Raw genomic sequence first — 18,794 nt, 5'->3', positions numbered from 1 at the left:
TATGTCAATTGAAGGTGTATTGAACGAAGGCTTTGTTACGACAACAGCCGATAAGCTGATCAACTGGACCCGTACCGGCTCCATGTGGCCAATGACTTTTGGTCTGGCCTGCTGCGCGGTAGAGATGATGCATGCTGGTGCATCCCGCTACGATCTGGATCGCTTTGGTGTGGTGTTTCGTCCTTCTCCGCGTCAGTCTGACGTCATGATCGTTGCCGGTACATTGTGCAACAAGATGGCTCCTGCGCTGCGTAAGGTATATGACCAGATGGCCGAGCCACGCTGGGTTATCTCCATGGGTTCTTGCGCCAATGGTGGTGGTTACTACCATTATTCGTATTCCGTAGTACGTGGTTGCGATCGTATTGTGCCAGTTGATATTTATGTGCCAGGTTGCCCGCCAACTGCTGAAGCACTGATGTACGGCATCATACAGTTGCAAAACAAGATTAAACGTACCAATACCATTGCTCGTTAATCGCGCGATCGCTGGGGCAATAATAAATTATGACTACCAAACTGGAAAACCTTGAGGCGGCAGTAAGAAATGTCTTGGGTGAGCGTATTCTGGACTTGAAGAATGCGCTGGGTGAAATCACTATCGTGGTTTCTGCAACTGCTTATCTGGATGTGATGCGCACTTTGCGTGATCATGCAGAAACCAGCTTCGAAGAATTGATCGACCTGTGTGGTGTCGATTATTCTGCCTATGGTGATGGCTTGTGGGAAGGTGCGCGTTTTGCCGCTGTTTCACATCTGCTGTCGATCAAGCATAACTGGCGTTTGCGTGTGCGCGTGTTTGCGCCGGATGATGAAATGCCGGTCGTGCCATCGCTGATCGATATCTGGAATGCTGCCAACTGGTATGAGCGTGAGGCGTTCGACTTGCTCGGTATCCTGTTTGATGGTCACAATGACTTGCGTCGTATTTTGACTGACTATGGTTTTATCGGTCATCCATTCCGTAAAGACTTTCCAGTTTCCGGCTATGTTGAAATGCGTTACGACGCAGATCAAAAGCGCGTTGTTTACCAGCCTGTCACGATAGAACCGCGCGAAAATGTGCCGCGTGTGATTCGTGAAGAAAATTACGGGATGAAATAATGGCTGAGATTAAGAATTACACCCTGAACTTTGGTCCTCAGCATCCTGCTGCGCACGGTGTACTGCGCCTGGTGCTGGAGCTTGACGGTGAAGTGATACAACGTGCTGACCCGCACATTGGTCTCTTGCATCGCGCGACTGAAAAACTGGCTGAGCAAAAAACTTTCCTGCAATCCGTGCCTTACATGGATCGCCTGGACTATGTATCCATGATGGCCAATGAGCATGCTTATGTCATGGCCATAGAAAAGATGCTGGGCCTGGAAGTGCCTTTGCGTGCGCAATATATTCGCGTCATGTTTGATGAAATCACGCGTCTGTTGAACCACTTGCTGTGGATAGGCGCGCATGCGCTGGACGTGGGTGCGATGGCGGTGTTCCTGTACGCATTCCGCGAACGTGAAGATCTGATGGATTGCTATGAAGCAGTCTCAGGTGCACGTTTGCATGCTGCTTACTATCGCCCGGGCGGTGTGTATCGTGATTTGCCGGATCAAATGCCGCAATTCACAACATCTGCTTTGAAAAATGAAAAAGCGATGAAGTTGCTGAATGAAAATCGTCAGGGTTCCCTGCTGGATTTCATTGAAGACTTCACTAACCGTTTCCCGAAATATGTCGACGAATACGAAACACTGTTGACCGACAACCGTATCTGGAAACAGCGTCTGGTTGGTATTGGCGTAGTGTCACCTGAGCGTGCCATGGCCATGGGCTTTAGTGGACCTATGTTGCGTGGTTCCGGTATCGAATGGGATTTGCGCAAGAAGCAGCCGTACGAGGTCTACGACTTGCTGGATTTTGATATTCCAGTTGGCGTCAATGGCGACAGTTATGACCGTTACCTGGTGCGCGTGGAAGAAATGCGCCAGTCCAACCGCATCATCAAACAATGCGTAGAGTGGCTGAGAAACAACCAGGGTCCGGTGATTACTGATAACCACAAGGTTGCGCCGCCACATCGCGTGAACATGAAGTCGAACATGGAAGAACTCATCCATCACTTCAAACTGTTCACCGAAGGTTTCCATGTTCCTGCTGGTGAAGCGTATGCCGCAGTGGAGCATCCGAAAGGCGAGTTTGGTATTTACTTGATGTCCGATGGTGCTAACAAGCCTTATCGTCTGAAAATCCGTGCGCCAGGTTTCGCGCACTTGCAGGGTTTGGATGAAATGGCAAAAGGTCACATGATTGCTGATGCAGTAACGATCATCGGTACTCAGGATATTGTGTTTGGTGAGATTGACAGATAAAGCGGCGTCCTGAGGACGTCGAATCGAGGCATTAGCTATGGTGTTATCAGAGCAGGCATTTAAAAAAATTGATCGTGAACTTGCAAAGTTCCCGGCTGACCAGCGCCAGTCCGCTGTGATGGCCGCATTGGCTATTGCCCAGGATGAAACTGGCTGGGTATCCCCGGAAGTCATGCAGACTCTGGCTGACTACATCGGCATGCCGGCAGTAGCAGTACAGGAAGTGGCGACTTTCTACAATATGTACAACACCAAGCCGGTGGGCAAGTTCAAGATTTCGGTCTGTACCAATCTGCCTTGCGCCTTGTCTGGTGGTGAGCGTGCAGCACATCACCTGAAGCAAAAACTCGGTATCGATTACAGAGAAACTACCGCTGACGGCCAATTTACCCTGGTTGAAGGCGAGTGCATGGGTGCCTGCGGTGATGCGCCTGTGATGCTGGTCAATAACAAACGCATGTGCAGTTTTATGTCGAATGACAAAATTGACGGTCTGGTCAATGAATTGAAAGAGGTTAAATAATGACGAGTCTGCATAATCGCCATATTAAGCCTTTAATATTGGCTGGCCTGGATGGTAAAAACTGGCATCTGCAAGATTACGTAGCACGCGGTGGCTATGAATCCCTGAAGCGTATCCTCAATGAGAAAATCCCTCCTGAGCAAGTCATTGCTGAGTTGAAGGCTTCTTCATTGCGTGGCCGCGGTGGTGCGGGTTTTCCTACTGGTTTGAAGTGGAGCTTCATGCCGCGTCAATTCCCTGGTCAAAAATATCTGGTATGTAATACAGATGAGGGCGAGCCTGGTACATTCAAGGACCGTGACATCATTCGTTATAACCCGCATGCCCTGATCGAAGGTATGGCCATAGGCGCTTACGCCATGGGCATCACGGTAGGTTACAACTACATCCACGGCGAAATTTTTGCTGACTACGACCGTTTCGAAGAAGCGCTGGAAGAAGCACGTGCAGCCAATATGCTGGGCGACAAGATTGCTGGCTCTGACTTCAACTTTCAGTTGCATGCTTTCCATGGCTACGGCGCGTACATCTGTGGCGAAGAAACAGCCTTGCTGGAATCGCTGGAAGGCAAGAAAGGGCAGCCACGCTTCAAGCCGCCTTTCCCGGCCAGCTTTGGTTTGTACGGCAAGCCAACCACGATCAATAACACAGAGACATTTGCTGCTGTGCCTTTCGTGTTTGCCATGGGCGGTGAAAAATACGCTGCCTTGGGTAAGCCAAATAATGGCGGCACCAAGATTTTCTCCATGTCTGGTGACGTAGCAAAACCAGGCAATTATGAAGTGCCTATGGGCACACCGTTTGCCACCTTGCTGGAACTGGCAGGCGGCATGCGTGACGGTAAAAAGATCAAGGCAGTTATCCCTGGTGGTTCTTCCATGCCGGTATTGACTGGCGATGTGATGATGGCGACCGACATGGATTATGACTCCATTGCCAAGGCGGGCTCCATGCTGGGTTCTGGTGCTGTCATCGTCATGGATGAAACACGCTGCATGGTCAAGTCACTGTTGCGTCTGTCTTATTTCTATTTTGAAGAATCCTGTGGTCAGTGCACACCTTGCCGTGAAGGTACCGGCTGGTTGTATCGCATGGTGCACAGGATAGAACATGGTCATGGCCGTCCGGATGATCTGGATATGCTGAACTCTATTGCTGACAATATCCAGGGCAAAACGATTTGCGCTCTGGGCGATGCAGCAGCGATGCCAGTACGCGCAATGATCAAGAATTTCCGCGAAGAATTTGAATATCACATCGAGCATAAGCATTGCTTGGTGCCCACTTACATGTAAGCCAGCTTCGGTTAGCACACTTAGAGTAGACCATGGTTGAAATCGAAATAGACGGCAAAAAAGTCGAAGTCCAAGAGGGCAGTATGGTGATGGACGCTGCCAATAAGCTTGGCACCTACATCCCGCACTTTTGCTATCACAAAAAATTATCTATTGCGGCTAACTGCCGCATGTGTCTGGTCGAGGTTGAAAAAGCACCGAAGCCTTTGCCTGCCTGCGCCACACCTGTGACAGCGGGCATGATCGTCCGTTCTTCCAGCGACAAGGCAGTAAAAGCACAAAAAGCAGTGATGGAATTCCTGCTCATTAATCACCCGCTGGATTGCCCTATCTGCGATCAGGGCGGTGAATGCCAATTGCAGGATTTGGCCGTTGGTTATGGTGGCACTGCATCCCGTTACGATGAAGAAAAACGCGTGGTATTCCACAAGGACGTAGGTCCTCTGGTGTCCATGGAAGAAATGAGCCGCTGCATACACTGTACGCGTTGTGTTCGTTTCGGTCAGGAAATCGCTGGCGTCATGGAACTGGGCATGCTCAACCGTGGCGAACATTCTGAAATCACTTCCTTCGTCGGTAAAACGGTTGATTCTGAATTGTCAGGCAATATGATCGATCTGTGCCCAGTTGGCGCACTGACATCCAAGCCTTTCCGTTACTCTGCCCGTACCTGGGAATTGTCACGCCGTAAATCGGTCAGCGCCCATGATGGCCTGGGTTCCAACCTGATCGTTCAGGTCAAGAACCATAAGGTCATGCGCGTCGTGCCTCTGGAAAACGAAGAAATCAATGAATGCTGGATTTCTGATAAAGACCGTTTCTCTTACGAAGCACTCAACAGCACAGAACGCCTGACCAAGCCCATGATCAAGCAGGGCGGACAATGGCAGGAAACTGACTGGCAGACAGCGCTCGAATATGTTGCGCATGGTCTGCGTAACGTCAAACATGAACATGGCGCTGATGCCATCGCTGCGGTTGCTGCACCTAGTTCTACACTGGAAGAGCTGACATTGCTGCAACGTGTTGTGCGTGGCCTGGGTTCGGACAACATTGACTTCCGCCTGCGTCAGTCTGACTTTGCTCTGGATTCTTCTGTCAAACCTTGGCTGGGTACCAGCATCGCCAGATTTGGTCAGTTGAAAAACGTTTTCGTGATCGGTTCTTTCCTGCGTAAGGATCATCCTTTGCTGGCGGCACGTCTGCGTCAATCAGTAAAAATGGGTGCCAAGCTCAGCATACTGCACGCGACCAATGATGAATTGCTTATCAAACTGGCAAATAATGCAGTAGTAGCTCCATCACTGTGGACAGCATTCCTGGCTGAAGTTGCAGTTGCTATCGCAGCTAAAAAAGAAATCGCCAAACCTGCTGGTTTTGAAGCTGTGCAAGCATCTGCCAAAGCAGAAGCGATTGCGGCAAATCTGCTGGCTGGTAATGCTGGCGTATTCCTGGGCAATACAGCGTCTTACCATCCACAGGCATCGCAATTGCATGCGCTGGCACAATGGATAGCTGAAAACGCAGGGACAGAATTTGGTTATCTGACAGAAGCAGCAAATACAGTTGGCGGTTACCTGGCAAATGCCATCCCTGCCAATAATGCCAAGCCAGTATTCACTGAAGCCAAAAAAGCTTATATCGTTTTGCACGCCGAGCCTTTGCTTGACAGCGCGCATCCTGTGCAAGCCAAGGCAGCTTTGGATAATGCTGAAATGGTCGTCGTTATGTCACCATTCAAGCACGGTGCTGAATATGCTGACGTCTTGCTGCCAGTTTCTCCATACACAGAAACTTCCGGTACTTTCGTGAACTGCGAAGGCCGTGCACAAAGTTTCCACGGTGTGGTCAAGCCCCTGGGCGATACACGTCCCGCATGGAAAGTCTTGCGTGTACTTGGCAATTTGCTGGGTCTGGAGAACTTTGATTTTGAAACAGCAGAAGCAGTGCGCGCAACAGTATTGACGCAAGCAGACCTGACTACGCAATTGACTAACCTGGCCAAGCTGGCTCCGGCAGTTCCTGCCAGCGCTGCAGCTGGTATGGAACGTATTGCTGATGTTGGTATTTACAGCACAGACGCTATCGTTCGTCGCGCAGAATCACTGCAACTGACAGCAGATGCGCGTGCACCACAAGCATGGATCAGCTCTGCTGACGCCAGCAAACTGGGTATTGCCGAAGGTGATATGGTGAGATTGAGCAAGACAGGTTCTACCCTGATCCCTGTTGGAATCGATAAATCCTTGCCTGATAATGTAGTCAGGATTGCTGCAGGCCATAGCCTGACAAGTAATCTGGATGGCATGTTCGGCGCGATCAAACTGGAGCGTGCATAATGAATTTGCTGCTCTCTATCCATGAACTGGGTCAGCACTACCTTGGTGCCTTGTGGCTGCCTTTGTGGACCTTGATCAAGATTGTCTGTATCACGTTGCCAGTCATGGGCTGTGTAGCCTATCTGACTTTGTGGGAACGCAAGATGATAGGCTGGATGCACATTCGTCTTGGCCCTAACCGCGTAGGTCCTGCTGGTTTACTGCAGCCTATCGCTGATGCGCTGAAACTGCTGCTCAAGGAAATCGTCATCCCGGCCAAGGCCAATAAAGTCTTGTTTGTGCTGGCACCTATCATGACTATCATGCCTGCACTGGCTGCCTGGTCGGTGATTCCTTTTGGTCCTGAAACTGTATTGGCTAATGTCAATGCCGGTTTGCTGTTGATCATGGCTATCACCTCGATGGAAGTCTACGGCATCATCATCGCTGGCTGGGCATCCAACTCCAAGTATGCTTTTCTTGGTGCCATGCGTGCATCTGCACAGATGGTGTCCTATGAAATCGCCATGGGCTTCGTACTGGTTATCGTCCTGATGGTATCTGGCAGCCTGAATATGACTGATATCGTCAATGCCCAGACCAAAGGTATTGCTGCCAGCTATGGTTTTAATCTGTTCTCCTGGAACTGGTTGCCGCTGTTGCCGATGTTCGTGGTGTATGTGATTTCCGGTATTGCTGAAACCAACCGTCACCCATTTGACGTGGTTGAGGGTGAATCAGAGATCGTTGCCGGTCACATGGTTGAATACTCCGGTATGTCTTTCGCCATGTTCTTCCTGGCTGAATATGCCAACATGATTTTGATCTCTGCCATGGCATCTCTGATGTTCCTCGGCGGCTGGTCTGCACCGTTCAGTTTTCTGGATTTCATTCCTGGCTGGATCTGGCTCGGTATCAAGACTTTTGTTGTGGTTTCCATGTTTATCTGGGCACGCGCATCTTTCCCACGCTATCGCTATGATCAGATCATGCGTCTGGGCTGGAAAGTATTTATCCCGCTGACTTTGGTGTATCTGGTTATCGTCGCAGCATGGATACAAACTCCATGGAATATTTGGAAGTAAGAGGCTAAAAAAATGGAAGCAATCAAGGATTTTTTTGGCAGCCTGATGCTGCGCGAACTGATCAAGGGCCTGGCTCTGACAGGCCGCTATATGTTCGCCCGCAAGATCACGGTGCAATTTCCTGAGGAAAAAACACCGCAGTCTCCACGTTTCCGTGGTCTGCACGCATTACGCCGTTACCCGAACGGAGAAGAGCGTTGCATCGCCTGTAAGTTGTGTGAAGCAGTCTGCCCGGCAATGGCCATCACGATCGAGTCTGATCAGCGTGCTGATGGCAGCCGTCGCACGACCCGTTATGACATCGACCTGACCAAGTGCATCTTCTGTGGTTTCTGCGAAGAGTCTTGCCCGGTTGATTCCATCGTGGAAACCCATGTACTGGAATATCACGGTGAAAAACGCGGCGATCTGTACTTCACCAAAGAGATGTTGCTGGCCGTAGGTGATCGTTACGAGACACAAATTGCAGCAGCGCGTGCCGCTGATGCTACATACCGCTAACTGGATCTGGTTCGATATGGAATTTACTACTGTTTTATTTTATGTTTTCTCGGCGATCATGATAATCGCCGCGATCCAGGTTATTTCTGCGCGTAATCCTGTGCACGCTGCCCTGTTTCTGGTCCTGACCTTTTTCAATGCCGCTGGTATCTGGTTGTTGCTGAAAGCTGAGTTCCTCGCCATCGTGCTGGTGCTGGTATATGTCGGTGCAGTCATGGTGCTCTTCCTGTTTGTGGTGATGATGCTCGACATTAATCTCGACAAGCTCAGGGAGGGTTTCTGGAGCCATTTCCCATTGGCAGCCGCAGTTGGTGGCGTGATTGTATTGGAGATGGCGGCTGTCTTGTGGCGTGGTTTCCTACGTCCGGACAATCATGTCCCAGCCGCTGCTGACAAGATCGGCGATACCAAGTATCTGGGTATAGAGATTTTCACGAATTATCAATTTGCTTTTGAAGTTGCTGCAGCTATTTTGCTGCTGGCTATCATCGCTGCGGTTGCCCTGACTTTGCGCCGTCGCAAAGACAGTAAATATTTTGATCCGGCTGCTGCCGTCAAAGTAAAAGCCAAGGACCGTATCCGTATCGTCAGCATGAAAGCTGAATCCGAACGCGCTGAGAATAATGCCACTGCTGCGGCAGCTAATGTGAATCCGGAGGCTTAAATGGCTTTGACTTTAAGTTTGACGCACTACCTGATTTTGGGCGCAATTCTGTTTGCGATTTCCATCGTCGGTATTTTCCTCAACCGTAAAAACATCATCGTCTTGCTGATGGCGATTGAATTGATGTTGCTGGCTGTGAATATCAATTTCATCGCATTCTCCCATTATCTGGGTGATGCAGCAGGGCAGGTATTTGTGTTCTTCATACTTACCGTTGCTGCCGCTGAGTCAGCAATGGGTCTGGCGATTCTGGTGGTCTTGTTCCGTAATCTGGACACCATCAATGTCGAAGATCTGGATGCATTAAAAGGTTAATCAGGTTAATGGTGCGGATTGTCGCCTGCTGCGGCAGTCCGGCAGTCCGGTATAGGCTGGCGATTTAGAAAAAGTAATAAAGCTAACAAAGGGTCATCATGGCGGGGCAACTTAACCCACAATTATTATTGGCAGTACCACTGGCGCCGCTGGTTGGGTCTGCTATTGCAGGTCTGCTAGGAACGAAGTTTTTCGGCAATGTGGTTGGCCGCAAGGTATCGCATACAGTCACCATACTTGGTGTATTGATTGCACTGATCATCTCCTGCATGACCTTGTCAGCCGTGATGGATGGCGCAACTTATAACGAAACCCTGTATCAATGGATGAAGGTCGGTAACATGAAGCTGGAAGTTGGCTTCATGGTCGATAGCCTGACAGCCATGATGATGTGCGTCGTGACCTTTGTGTCACTGATGGTACATATCTACACCATAGGCTACATGGCAGAAGACGAAGGCTATAACCGCTTCTTCTCGTATATCTCCCTGTTCACATTTGCCATGCTGATGCTGGTAATGAGTAACAACTTCCTGCAATTGTTCTTTGGCTGGGAAGCTGTGGGTCTGGTTTCTTATTTGCTGATTGGCTTCTGGTACACCAAACCAACAGCGATCTACGCCAACATGAAAGCCTTTCTGGTCAACCGTGTCGGTGACTTTGGTTTCATTCTGGGCATAGGCTTGCTGGTCGCTAATACCGGTTCCATGAACTATGTTGAAGTATTCGCCAAGAAAAATGAACTCGCAGCCATGTTGCTGCCACATACAGACTGGATGCTGATCACGGTTGCCTGTATCTGCCTGTTCATCGGCGCGATGGGTAAGTCTGCACAATTCCCTCTGCATGTCTGGTTGCCAGATTCCATGGAAGGCCCAACCCCGATTTCTGCACTGATCCACGCGGCAACCATGGTTACCGCCGGTATCTTCATGGTGTCACGCATGTCACCATTGTTTGAGTTGTCTGATACTGCCTTGTCCTTCATCCTGGTGATAGGTGCGATTACTGCGCTGTTCATGGGTTTCATGGGCATCATCCAAAACGATATCAAGCGCGTCGTGGCTTACTCCACATTGTCACAACTGGGTTATATGACAGTGGCACTCGGTGCTTCTGCTTACTCGGTTGCGGTATTCCATCTGATGACACATGCTTTCTTTAAGGCGCTGTTGTTCCTTGGTGCAGGTTCCGTGATTATCGGCATGCACCATGATCAGGATATCCGTAACATGGGCGGCCTGTGGAAGTATATGCGCATCACCTGGCTGACTTCCCTGGCAGGTTCACTGGCACTGATAGGCACGCCATTCCTGTCTGGCTTCTATTCCAAGGACAGCATTATTGAAGCAGTCATGGAAAGCCACTTGCCAGGCGCTGGTTTTGCCAAGTTTGCAGTGTTGGCAGGCGTATTCGTCACGGCTTTCTATTCTTTCCGTATGTATTTCCTAGTCTTCCATGGCAAGGAAAACTTTGGCAAGGCGCATGCGCATGATCATCACGATGATCATAAAAATGCACATAAGGACGACCACCATGCTGCTGATGATCATCATGACGACCACCACCATGGTCTGGCTCCAGGTCAAAAACCGCATGAGTCACCGATGGTTGTCTGGTTGCCTCTGGTCTTGCTGGCAATTCCTTCGCTGTTCATCGGTGCGATCGCGATTGAGCCTATGTTGTTTGGTGACTTCTTCAAAAATGTAATTTTTGTCAATGAAGCTCATCATGCAATGCATGCACTGAAAGAAGAATTCCATGGTGCTGGTGCAATGGGCCTGCATTCCTTTACAACACTGCCTTTCTGGCTGGCACTGGCTGGTGTAGTGACTGCTTATGTGTTCTATATGGTCAAGCCTGGTATTCCTGCTGCGATCAAGAAAACATTTAGCCCGCTGTACACTTTGCTGGACAACAAATACTACATGGATCGCTTTAATGAGATCGTATTTGCTGGCGGTGCGCGTGTACTTGGTGCAGGTTTGTGGAATATTGGTGACAAGGGCCTCATTGATGGTCTGGTTGTTAACGGCAGCGCGAAACTGGTTGGCTGGGTCTCCAAACTGATACGTCATTTGCAGAGTGGTTACATTTACCACTATGCATTTGTGATGATACTCGGCGTGATGGGTTTCCTGGCTTATACAGTGCTGTTTCCCTTTGCTAAATAAGTGACCACGGCTATAAAAAGATAATTATTATGCAGTCAACTTCTACTCTACTTAGCCTTTCGATCTGGTTACCGATTGTTTTCGGTATCTTCATACTGGCCTTTGGTCGTGACAACAACCCTACGCTGGTGCGTGGTGTTGCACTGATCGGTTCGATTTGCAGTTTCATTGTCACACTGCCTTTGATCAAACTTTTTGACAATACTGCACACGGCATGCAGTTTGTTGAAAAGCATAGCTGGATAGAACGCTTCAATGTGTTCTATGCACTGGGCATAGACGGCATCTCTTTGTGGCTGGTGCCTCTGACCGCATTCATCACTGTGATTGTCGTGATTGCCGCCTGGGAAGTCATAGAAAAGCAAGTCTCCCAATACATGGGGGCCTTCCTGATTTTGTCTGGTTTGATGATAGGTGTGTTTTGCGCGACTGACGGCATGTTATTCTATGTCTTCTTTGAAGCCACGCTGATCCCTATGTATATCATCGTTGGTGTATGGGGTGGCCCAAACCGCGTCTACGCAGCGTTCAAGTTTTTCCTGTACACCTTGATGGGTTCTCTGCTGACGCTGGTTGCCATTATTTACCTGTACCTGAAAGCTGGTCACTCTTTCGACATCCTGGTATGGCATAAACTGCCGTTGCCGCTGACGACACAGATCATGATTTTCTGTGCCTTCCTGATGGCGTTTGCAGTCAAGGTACCTATGTGGCCAGTGCATACCTGGTTGCCGGATGCCCACGTGGAAGCGCCTACTGGTGGTTCTGTCGTACTGGCAGCCATCATGCTGAAGCTGGGTGCCTATGGCTTCCTGCGTTTCTCTTTGCCTATCGCACCTGATGCCAGCCATTACATGGCAGGTTTCATGATCACACTGTCGCTGATCGCTGTTATCTATATTGGCCTGGTAGCACTGGTGCAAAAGGATATGAAAAAGCTGGTGGCATATTCTTCGATTGCGCATATGGGTTTCGTGACTCTGGGCTTCTTCATGTTTAATGACATGTCGGTGCAGGGCGCTATCGTGCAAATGATTTCTCACGGCTTTATCTCCGGCGCGATGTTCCTGTGTATCGGTGTCTTGTATGACCGCGTACACTCCCGCGAAATTGCTGACTACGGTGGTGTAGTTCATACCATGCCTAAATTTGCTGCCTTGTTCGTCTTGTTCTCCATGGCTAACTGCGGCTTGCCAGCAACGTCCGGTTTCGTTGGTGAGTTCATGGTGATCCTGGGTGCAGTGCAATTCAATTTCTGGATAGGCATGCTGGCAGCAACAGCCCTGATTTTTGGTGCAGCCTACTCATTGTGGATGGTCAAACGGGTGGTGTTTGGCAATATCACGAATGAACATGTAGCACACCTGAGCGATTTGAACAAACGTGAATTCTTCATGCTGGGTGTGTTGGCAATAGCGGTACTGGTGATGGGTTTGTATCCGGCACCATTTACAGATGCAATGCAGGTCTCAGTAGCTGATCTGTTGAGACATGTGGCAGTTCCCAAGCTGACACCCTGACCAGGAATTTGGATACGCGAGCCACGGCAGTCTGCATCAGATAGTCGTGGCAGCAGATCAATGCTAGTAAAAAATGAATAATATGAACCTGATACCACTTTACCCTGAAATCTTTTTGCTGCTGGCTATTTGCGGCATCTTGCTGATAGATATGTTTTTGCCTGACAGCAAACGCAATGTGACTTATGTGCTCAGCATACTGGCATTGACGATCTGTGGTGTCCTGACGGTGTTATTCGCTGATCCGGTGAAGTCTGAATACGTCAGTAATAATATGTTTGTTTCTGACCCCATGTCAGTATTGCTGAAATTGTTCTCTTATATTGCGGTAGGCATTACCCTGATCTACTCACGTCAGTATGTCAGCGACCGCGCCATGACGAACACGCATCTGGGTGGCGAATACTATGTGCTGGCGCTGTTCGCCTTGCTGGGCCAGATGGTGATGATTTCCGGTAATAATTTCCTGGTAATTTATCTTGGTCTGGAATTGATGTCCCTGGCGCTGTATGCCCTGGTTGCTCTGCGTCGTGACCATACTGTTTCTACTGAAGCAGCAATGAAGTATTTCATCCTGGGTGCGCTGGCTTCCGGTTTCATGTTGTATGGTATTTCCATGTTGTACGGCGCTACTGGTTCCCTGCAATTGAGTGAAGTCGTTAAAGTGACTGCCACTGCAACAGCCAACAAAACTATTCTGGTATTCGGTATTGTTTTCCTGGTAGCTGGTTTGGCCTTCAAGCTGGGTGTTGTACCTTTCCATATGTGGGTGCCTGACGTGTATCAGGGGGCACCAACTGCGGTGACTTTGCTGCTGGGTGGCGCACCTAAACTGGCGGCATTTGCAATCACCTTCCGTTTGCTGGTAGAGGGCCTGTTCCCGCTGGCGGTGGACTGGCAGCAAATGCTGGTTGTGCTGGCAGTCTTGTCTATGGCGATTGGTAACCTGACCGCGATTGCGCAAACCAATTTGAAGCGTATGCTGGCTTACTCCACCATTTCGCAAATGGGTTTCATGTTGCTGGGCCTGTTGTCCGGCGTGGCAAATGGCAATTCTGATCTGGCGGTCGATGCTTATAGTTCTTCCATGTTCTACAGCATCACCTATGTACTGACTACACTGGGTACTTTCGGCATCATCATGTTGCTGGCGCGTTCAGGCTTTGAGGCAGAAAATCTGGATGACCTGAAAGGCTTGAACAAGCGTAGCCCATGGTTTGCACTGGTCATGCTGTTGCTGATGTTCTCTCTGGCAGGTATCCCGCCTATGATGGGCTTCTATGCCAAGCTTTCAGTTTTGCAGGCAGTTTTGTCTACTGGCAAATTGTGGCTGGCTCTGGTTGCCGTCGCCTTCTCACTGATCGGTACTTTCTATTACCTGCGTATCGTCAAACTCATGTACTTTGACGAACCGCTCGATCATAGCCCTATCGTTGCCAGCACTGACATGCGCATGGTGTTGAGTGTGAACGGCTTGATCGTTGTGGTTCTGGGGATTGTGCCAGGCTCATTGATGACAGCATGCGTGCAAGCCATTTCCAACACGCTTAAATACTGATACGGTTACAGTGGGTAATTCAGCTTCTATCTGGTTGATCATTGTGTTGGCAGTTTTCGCTGCCAACCTGCCTTTTTTGAATGAGCGTTGCTTTGCGATCATCTCTTTGCATCACTTCTCATTCATTAAATCAATTTTCTCTGACGCCTCAAAGAACAGGGTAAAAACAGATTTTCCTGCTGTGGATATAAGCGCAAGTGGATTGGTTTTTTCTTCCAGTGATGGTTCGCTGGAAAAATCCCGTGATATTGAAGCCTCTGCGGATCGTGCTGGCGCACCGCTGAAATCCTTGTGGCTGCGCCTTTTCGAGCTCATCATCCTGTATTTCTGTGTCGGCGGGATTGCTGCTGTCCTGGAATCTGCAGCAGGCAATCGCTTTCCACAAGGCTGGGAGTTTTATGCCATCAATGCCTGTCTGTTCCTGGTATTGGCATTTCCCGGTTTTGTGTATCGCTACCTGAAGCGCAGTCATGGCTGAAAAAATCACCAGCAAGCTGGATCTGCGAGAAAACAAGATCAGCAGCGAGCTGGTGTATGAAGGCAGTTTTCTGAAGGTTGATAAGGATGTCGTGTCCTTGCCGGATGGGCAGACTGCCACACGTGAATACATACGTCATCCGGGAGCCGTCGTCATCATCCCCTTGTTTGATGATGGCCGCATTCTGCTGGAAAAACAGTTCCGTTATCCCTTGCACCAAGTCTTCATAGAATTCCCCGCTGGTAAAATAGATGTGGGTGAAGATCCCTTGCTGTGCGCCCAGCGCGAGCTGCGCGAGGAAACCGGCTATACAGCCAGTGACTGGTCTTTCATCTGCACCATACACAATGCCATCGCTTATTCAGACGAGCATCTGGACATCTACCTGGCCAAAGGCCTGACAGCAGGGCAGGCCGCCCTGGATGAAGAAGAATTCCTCGAAGTATTCACTGCCACGCTGCCAGAAATGCTGGACTGGATTAAATCCGGCCAGATCACTGACGTAAAAACCGTCATAGGCACATTCTGGCTGGAGAAAATCCTGGCTGGTAAGTGGTGATTAAAACTTGAAGTCGTAGAAATCTTGAAAACGAAAAAGCCGCTAATTAGCGGCTTTTTGCATTAGAAACTCATTCCCGACATTAATATGTCAAGAAGTTCTGAGTAAGCGTAGCGAGCAGGGCTAGTTTGAGTTAAGAAGCGCAGTCGTACATACGTACGACGAGCATCGCAGGCTCAAAATCGCACTGCGCAGTAGCTTAATCAGAACTTCGACTACATGTTTGGATAATTGGGTCCTCCACCACCTTCAGGCGTCACCCAGACAATATTCTGCGTCGGGTCCTTGATATCGCAAGTCTTGCAATGCACGCAGTTCTGCGCATTGATTTGCAGGCGGTCTGCACCTTCTTCTGTCTTCACGAACTCATACACGCCTGCCGGGCAATAACGTGCTTCTGGTCCTGCAAATTTTGCAAGGTTGACAGACACTGGCACATCGGCATTTTTTAAGGTCAGATGTATGGGCTGGTCTTCTGCATGGTTGGTATTCGAGATGAATACCGACGACAGGCGGTCAAATGTCAGCTTGCCATCCGGTTTTGGATAGACAATAGGCTTGCATTCAGAAGCAGGGCGCAGGCATTCATGGTCAGCCTTGCTGTGATGCAGAGTCCACGGTGCCTTGCCGCGCAAAACCACCTGATCCAGCCATACCAGTGGTGAACCATAAGTGCCGCGCTTGAGCAAGGGTTTGACGTTGCGGGCAGTATATAACTCTTCATGCAGCCAGGATTGTTCAAACGCTGTTGAATAAGCGCTCAGTTCATCATGCTGGCGGTTGGCTGATACTGCCTCAAAGGCCGCCGTTGCAGCCAGCATGCCGGTCTTGATTGCAGCGTGGCTACCCTTGATGCGGCTCATGTTGAGGAAGCCAGCATCACAGCCTATCAATGCGCCACCCGGGAACACCAGCTTGGGCAGGGATTGCAAGCCACCGGCAGTAATCGCACGCGCACCATAAGAAATACGTTTGCCGCCTTCAAAGAAAGTGCGGATGGAAGGGTGGGTCTTGAAGCGCTGGAATTCTTCGTAAGGAGACAGATAAGGGTTTTCATACGCCAGACCAACCACGTAGCCGACTGCCACCAGATTATCTTCCAGGTGATACAGGAAAGAGCCACTGTACTGATCCATCAATGGCCAGCCGGTGGTGTGCACGACCAGGCCGGGCTTATGTTGTTTTGGATCGATTTCCCACAATTCCTTGATGCCTATGCCATAGGACTGCGGATCTTTGCCCTTGCTCAAATCGTATTTGGCGATGACTTGTTTGCCCAGATGGCCGCGTGCGCCTTCTGCAAACAGGGTGTATTTCGCATGCAGTTCCATACCGAGCTGGAAGGAGGAGGACGGTTGGCCATGGCGATCTACGCCCATATTGCCAGTCGCCACGCCTTTGACTGAGCCATCATCGTTATACAAGACTTCGGCAGCGGCAAAGCCAGGGAATACTTCCACACCCAGTGCTTCAGCCTGCTGACCCAGCCAGCGCGTGACATTTGCCAGCGAAACGATGTAGTTGCCATGATTTTCGAAACAGGCTGGCAGCATCCAGTTAGGTGTGCGGATGGCACTTTTCTCTGTCAATACCAGGACGCGGTCTTCTGTCACTTCAGTGTTCAGGGGGGCGCCCATTTCCTTCCAGTTAGGAAAGAGTTCGGTCAGGGCTTTTGGGTCCATGACTGCGCCAGACAGGATATGCGCACCAGGTTCACCGCCTTTTTCCAGTACGCAAACAGACACCTCCGTGCCTTTTTCTGCTGCAAGTTGCTTCAGCTTGATGGCTGCTGACAGGCCAGCGGGTCCACCACCGACGACGACGACGTCATATTCCATTGCGTCGCGAGGACCGTACTGTTCAAGTATGCTTTGTGTCATGGCTATTTTCACTTTCTGAAGATTTTCGAACGAGCGTGCTTATTTGCTGTCAGCATGTTATCTGCTGTGTGTGTATTGCGCAAGCGAGGGTATGCTCGAATTTTTATTGTTGTGGGTGTATAAAATACTCAGAATTATCGCAGAGCCAACTTTGGTGTGCATCAAGATCATGTGAAATGACATGAAAATTTCTGCAAAAATCTTCAAGTAATTCAAATCCATACAACACAAGCATAATCAGTATGTCATCATAGCGGTAGAGAAAGTAGTACGCTTATTCAAATTATTAGTGGAGAATCAGATGGGCATAGAAGTCAATTTCGAAGGCAAGATTGCACTGGTTACTGGTGCTTCCAGTGGCCTTGGTGCGCGTTTCGCAAAAGTCCTGGCACAGGCGGGCGCGCAAGTTGTACTGGCTTCGCGCCGTATAGATAGGCTCAAAGAATTGCGTGCCGAGATTGAATCTGAAGGTGGTGCGGCCCACGTGGTGGCCCTGGACGTAACCGATTATGGCAGCATCAAGTCGGCGATTGCCCATGCTGAGACTGAGGCGGGTCCTATCGACATCCTGATTAATAATTCTGGTGTATCAACCACGCAACGCCTGGTCGATGTCACGCCGGACGATTATGCCTATGTCATGGACACTAACCAGCGTGGTGCTTTCTTTGTGGCGCAGGAAGCTGCCAAGCGCATGATTGCCCGTCACAAGGGCGACCCTAAAAAACAGCATCGCATCATCAATATCGCTTCAGTAGCTGGTTTGCGTATTTTGCCGCAGATAGGTATTTATTGCATGAGCAAGGCTGCGGTCGTGCATATGACCAAGTCCATGGCAGTGGAGTGGGGCAAGTATGGCATCAACGTCAATGCGATTTGCCCCGGCTATATTTCAACTGAAATCAATTCCGATTATTTTTCTACAGATGCAGGCCAAAAATTGGTCGATATGCTGCCAAGGAAACGCGTAGGCACGCCAGAAGACCTGGATGGCCTGCTGCTTTTGCTGGCAGCCGAAGAATCACGTTTCCTGAACGGCGCGATTGTGACTGCAGACGATGGCATGAGCGTGCAATGATAGAAAATAAGGTTACGGAAAAGAAGCTGGTCTATACCGTCACCATTCCTATCAGGTGGGGCGATATGGATGCCATGGGCCATGTCAACAATACCGTGTATTTTCGCTATATGGAGCAGGCGCGTATTGAGTGGCTCAGTATGATGGGTTGTCTGCCGGATGAAAAAGGTAATGGCCCTGTCATCGTCAATGCCTATTGCACTTTCAAGAAGCCTCTGAAGTATCCGGGGCAGGTGGAAGTGTGTACCTATATCGGCGCAGCGGGTCGCAGCAGTTTTGAAACCATACAGGAAATGCGTTCAGTCGGTGATGGCTATGCCCTGTATGCAGAAGGCGGGGCCAAAGTTGTCTGGGTGTCAGCCGAGACCGGCAAATCTGAAGTCTTGCCTGAAGCGATCAAGCAAAAACTCAGTGAAATCAAAGTTGCAAAACGTAGACCCAGGGCCGTAAAGGTTTAAGTTCAAAGCCTGGCAAGTCTGATATCGTTTG

18 protein-coding genes and 1 pseudogene are annotated in these 18,794 nt (G+C 49.7%); 18 read left to right on the top strand and 1 reads right to left on the bottom strand.

Translation table 11 applies throughout. The annotated features are described in order from the left end of the window. Nucleotide 1 precedes the first annotated feature (1 nt). The 16 genes and pseudogenes from DFR42_RS05940 to DFR42_RS05870 all read left to right on the top strand — a co-directional run bounded on the left by DFR42_RS05940 (nucleotide 2) and on the right by DFR42_RS05870 (nucleotide 15,347). A complete protein-coding gene (locus DFR42_RS05940; protein ID WP_110253970.1) occupies nucleotides 2-478 on the top strand; it encodes a NuoB/complex I 20 kDa subunit family protein in 477 nt (158 codons plus the stop codon). Between the two features lie 29 nt (nucleotides 479-507). Then, the gene (locus tag DFR42_RS05935) at nucleotides 508-1,104 is read left to right on the top strand and encodes an NADH-quinone oxidoreductase subunit C (RefSeq protein WP_110253969.1); all 597 of its coding nucleotides are present in this window, start codon (nucleotides 508-510) and stop codon (nucleotides 1,102-1,104) included. Further along, the gene (locus DFR42_RS05930; protein WP_110253968.1) at nucleotides 1,104-2,357 is read left to right on the top strand and encodes an NADH-quinone oxidoreductase subunit D; all 1,254 of its coding nucleotides are present in this window, start codon (nucleotides 1,104-1,106) and stop codon (nucleotides 2,355-2,357) included. Before DFR42_RS05935 ends, DFR42_RS05930 begins: the two co-directional genes overlap by 1 nt. Before the next feature lie 37 nt (nucleotides 2,358-2,394). Beyond that, nucleotides 2,395-2,880, top strand: coding sequence for an NADH-quinone oxidoreductase subunit NuoE (gene nuoE, locus DFR42_RS05925; protein WP_110253967.1), 486 nt, complete (start codon nucleotides 2,395-2,397; stop codon nucleotides 2,878-2,880). Then, nucleotides 2,880-4,175, top strand: coding sequence for an NADH-quinone oxidoreductase subunit NuoF (gene nuoF / locus DFR42_RS05920; RefSeq protein WP_110253966.1), 1,296 nt, complete (start codon nucleotides 2,880-2,882; stop codon nucleotides 4,173-4,175). The genes nuoE and nuoF overlap by 1 nt, the downstream gene beginning before the upstream one ends. A 32-nt stretch (nucleotides 4,176-4,207) precedes the next feature. Next, the gene (gene nuoG, locus DFR42_RS05915) at nucleotides 4,208-6,514 is read left to right on the top strand and encodes an NADH-quinone oxidoreductase subunit NuoG (RefSeq protein WP_110253965.1); all 2,307 of its coding nucleotides are present in this window, start codon (nucleotides 4,208-4,210) and stop codon (nucleotides 6,512-6,514) included. After that, nucleotides 6,514-7,578, top strand: coding sequence for an NADH-quinone oxidoreductase subunit NuoH (gene nuoH / locus DFR42_RS05910; RefSeq protein ID WP_425450866.1), 1,065 nt, complete (start codon nucleotides 6,514-6,516; stop codon nucleotides 7,576-7,578). Before nuoG ends, nuoH begins: the two co-directional genes overlap by 1 nt. Before the next feature lie 12 nt (nucleotides 7,579-7,590). Further along, the gene (gene nuoI, locus DFR42_RS05905; RefSeq protein WP_110253963.1) at nucleotides 7,591-8,079 is read left to right on the top strand and encodes an NADH-quinone oxidoreductase subunit NuoI; all 489 of its coding nucleotides are present in this window, start codon (nucleotides 7,591-7,593) and stop codon (nucleotides 8,077-8,079) included. A gap of 16 nt (nucleotides 8,080-8,095) precedes the next feature. Beyond that, on the top strand, nucleotides 8,096-8,743 hold the full coding sequence (locus DFR42_RS05900; protein WP_110253962.1) for an NADH-quinone oxidoreductase subunit J: 648 nt from the start codon (nucleotides 8,096-8,098) through the stop codon (nucleotides 8,741-8,743). Further along, nucleotides 8,744-9,058 (top strand): NADH-quinone oxidoreductase subunit NuoK, encoded by a 315-nt coding sequence (gene nuoK / locus DFR42_RS05895; RefSeq protein ID WP_110253961.1) that lies wholly within the window; start codon nucleotides 8,744-8,746, stop codon nucleotides 9,056-9,058. It begins immediately after the preceding gene. Nucleotides 9,059-9,156: 98 nt separating this feature from the next. Next, nucleotides 9,157-11,232 carry an NADH-quinone oxidoreductase subunit L gene (gene nuoL / locus DFR42_RS05890; protein ID WP_110253960.1) on the top strand — a complete coding sequence of 692 codons (2,076 nt, stop codon included), beginning with the start codon at nucleotides 9,157-9,159 and terminating at the stop codon, nucleotides 11,230-11,232. Nucleotides 11,233-11,258: 26 nt separating this feature from the next. Beyond that, nucleotides 11,259-12,752 carry an NADH-quinone oxidoreductase subunit M gene (locus DFR42_RS05885; RefSeq protein ID WP_110253959.1) on the top strand — a complete coding sequence of 498 codons (1,494 nt, stop codon included), beginning with the start codon at nucleotides 11,259-11,261 and terminating at the stop codon, nucleotides 12,750-12,752. 73 nt (nucleotides 12,753-12,825) lie between these two features. Beyond that, nucleotides 12,826-14,310: an NADH-quinone oxidoreductase subunit NuoN gene (gene nuoN, locus DFR42_RS05880; protein WP_110253958.1), complete on the top strand. Its 1,485-nt coding sequence runs from the start codon at nucleotides 12,826-12,828 to the stop codon at nucleotides 14,308-14,310. A gap of 10 nt (nucleotides 14,311-14,320) precedes the next feature. Then, nucleotides 14,321-14,410, top strand: a pseudogene (locus tag DFR42_RS29990) (DUF2818 family protein); the annotation flags it as partial. A 129-nt stretch (nucleotides 14,411-14,539) separates the two neighbouring features. Then, nucleotides 14,540-14,788 (top strand): DUF2818 family protein, encoded by a 249-nt coding sequence (locus tag DFR42_RS29685; protein WP_425450869.1) that lies wholly within the window; start codon nucleotides 14,540-14,542, stop codon nucleotides 14,786-14,788. After that, the gene (locus DFR42_RS05870; RefSeq protein WP_110253956.1) at nucleotides 14,781-15,347 is read left to right on the top strand and encodes an NUDIX domain-containing protein; all 567 of its coding nucleotides are present in this window, start codon (nucleotides 14,781-14,783) and stop codon (nucleotides 15,345-15,347) included. The genes DFR42_RS29685 and DFR42_RS05870 overlap by 8 nt, the downstream gene beginning before the upstream one ends. A gap of 215 nt (nucleotides 15,348-15,562) precedes the next feature. Here the strand turns inward: DFR42_RS05870 and DFR42_RS05865 are convergent, their stop codons facing one another. Next, nucleotides 15,563-17,185, bottom strand: a complete 1,623-nt coding sequence (locus DFR42_RS05865) for an electron transfer flavoprotein-ubiquinone oxidoreductase (RefSeq protein ID WP_110253955.1) — start codon at nucleotides 17,183-17,185, stop codon at nucleotides 15,563-15,565. A gap of 343 nt (nucleotides 17,186-17,528) precedes the next feature. Here DFR42_RS05865 and DFR42_RS05860 point away from each other — a divergent pair, with 343 nt between their 5' ends. Together DFR42_RS05860 and DFR42_RS05855 are read left to right on the top strand one after the other, a co-directional pair. Beyond that, a complete protein-coding gene (locus DFR42_RS05860; RefSeq protein WP_110253954.1) occupies nucleotides 17,529-18,305 on the top strand; it encodes an SDR family oxidoreductase in 777 nt (258 codons plus the stop codon). After that, nucleotides 18,302-18,763, top strand: coding sequence for an acyl-CoA thioesterase (locus DFR42_RS05855; RefSeq protein WP_110253953.1), 462 nt, complete (start codon nucleotides 18,302-18,304; stop codon nucleotides 18,761-18,763). Before DFR42_RS05860 ends, DFR42_RS05855 begins: the two co-directional genes overlap by 4 nt. Nucleotides 18,764-18,794: the final 31 nt, after the last annotated feature.

It is taken from the genome of Undibacterium pigrum (assembly GCF_003201815.1).
Taxonomy (GTDB): Bacteria; Pseudomonadota; Gammaproteobacteria; order Burkholderiales; family Burkholderiaceae_D; genus Undibacterium; species Undibacterium pigrum.
Note: the sequence above shows the minus strand (reverse complement) of the source record. Positions and strands in the feature narration are given on the sequence as shown.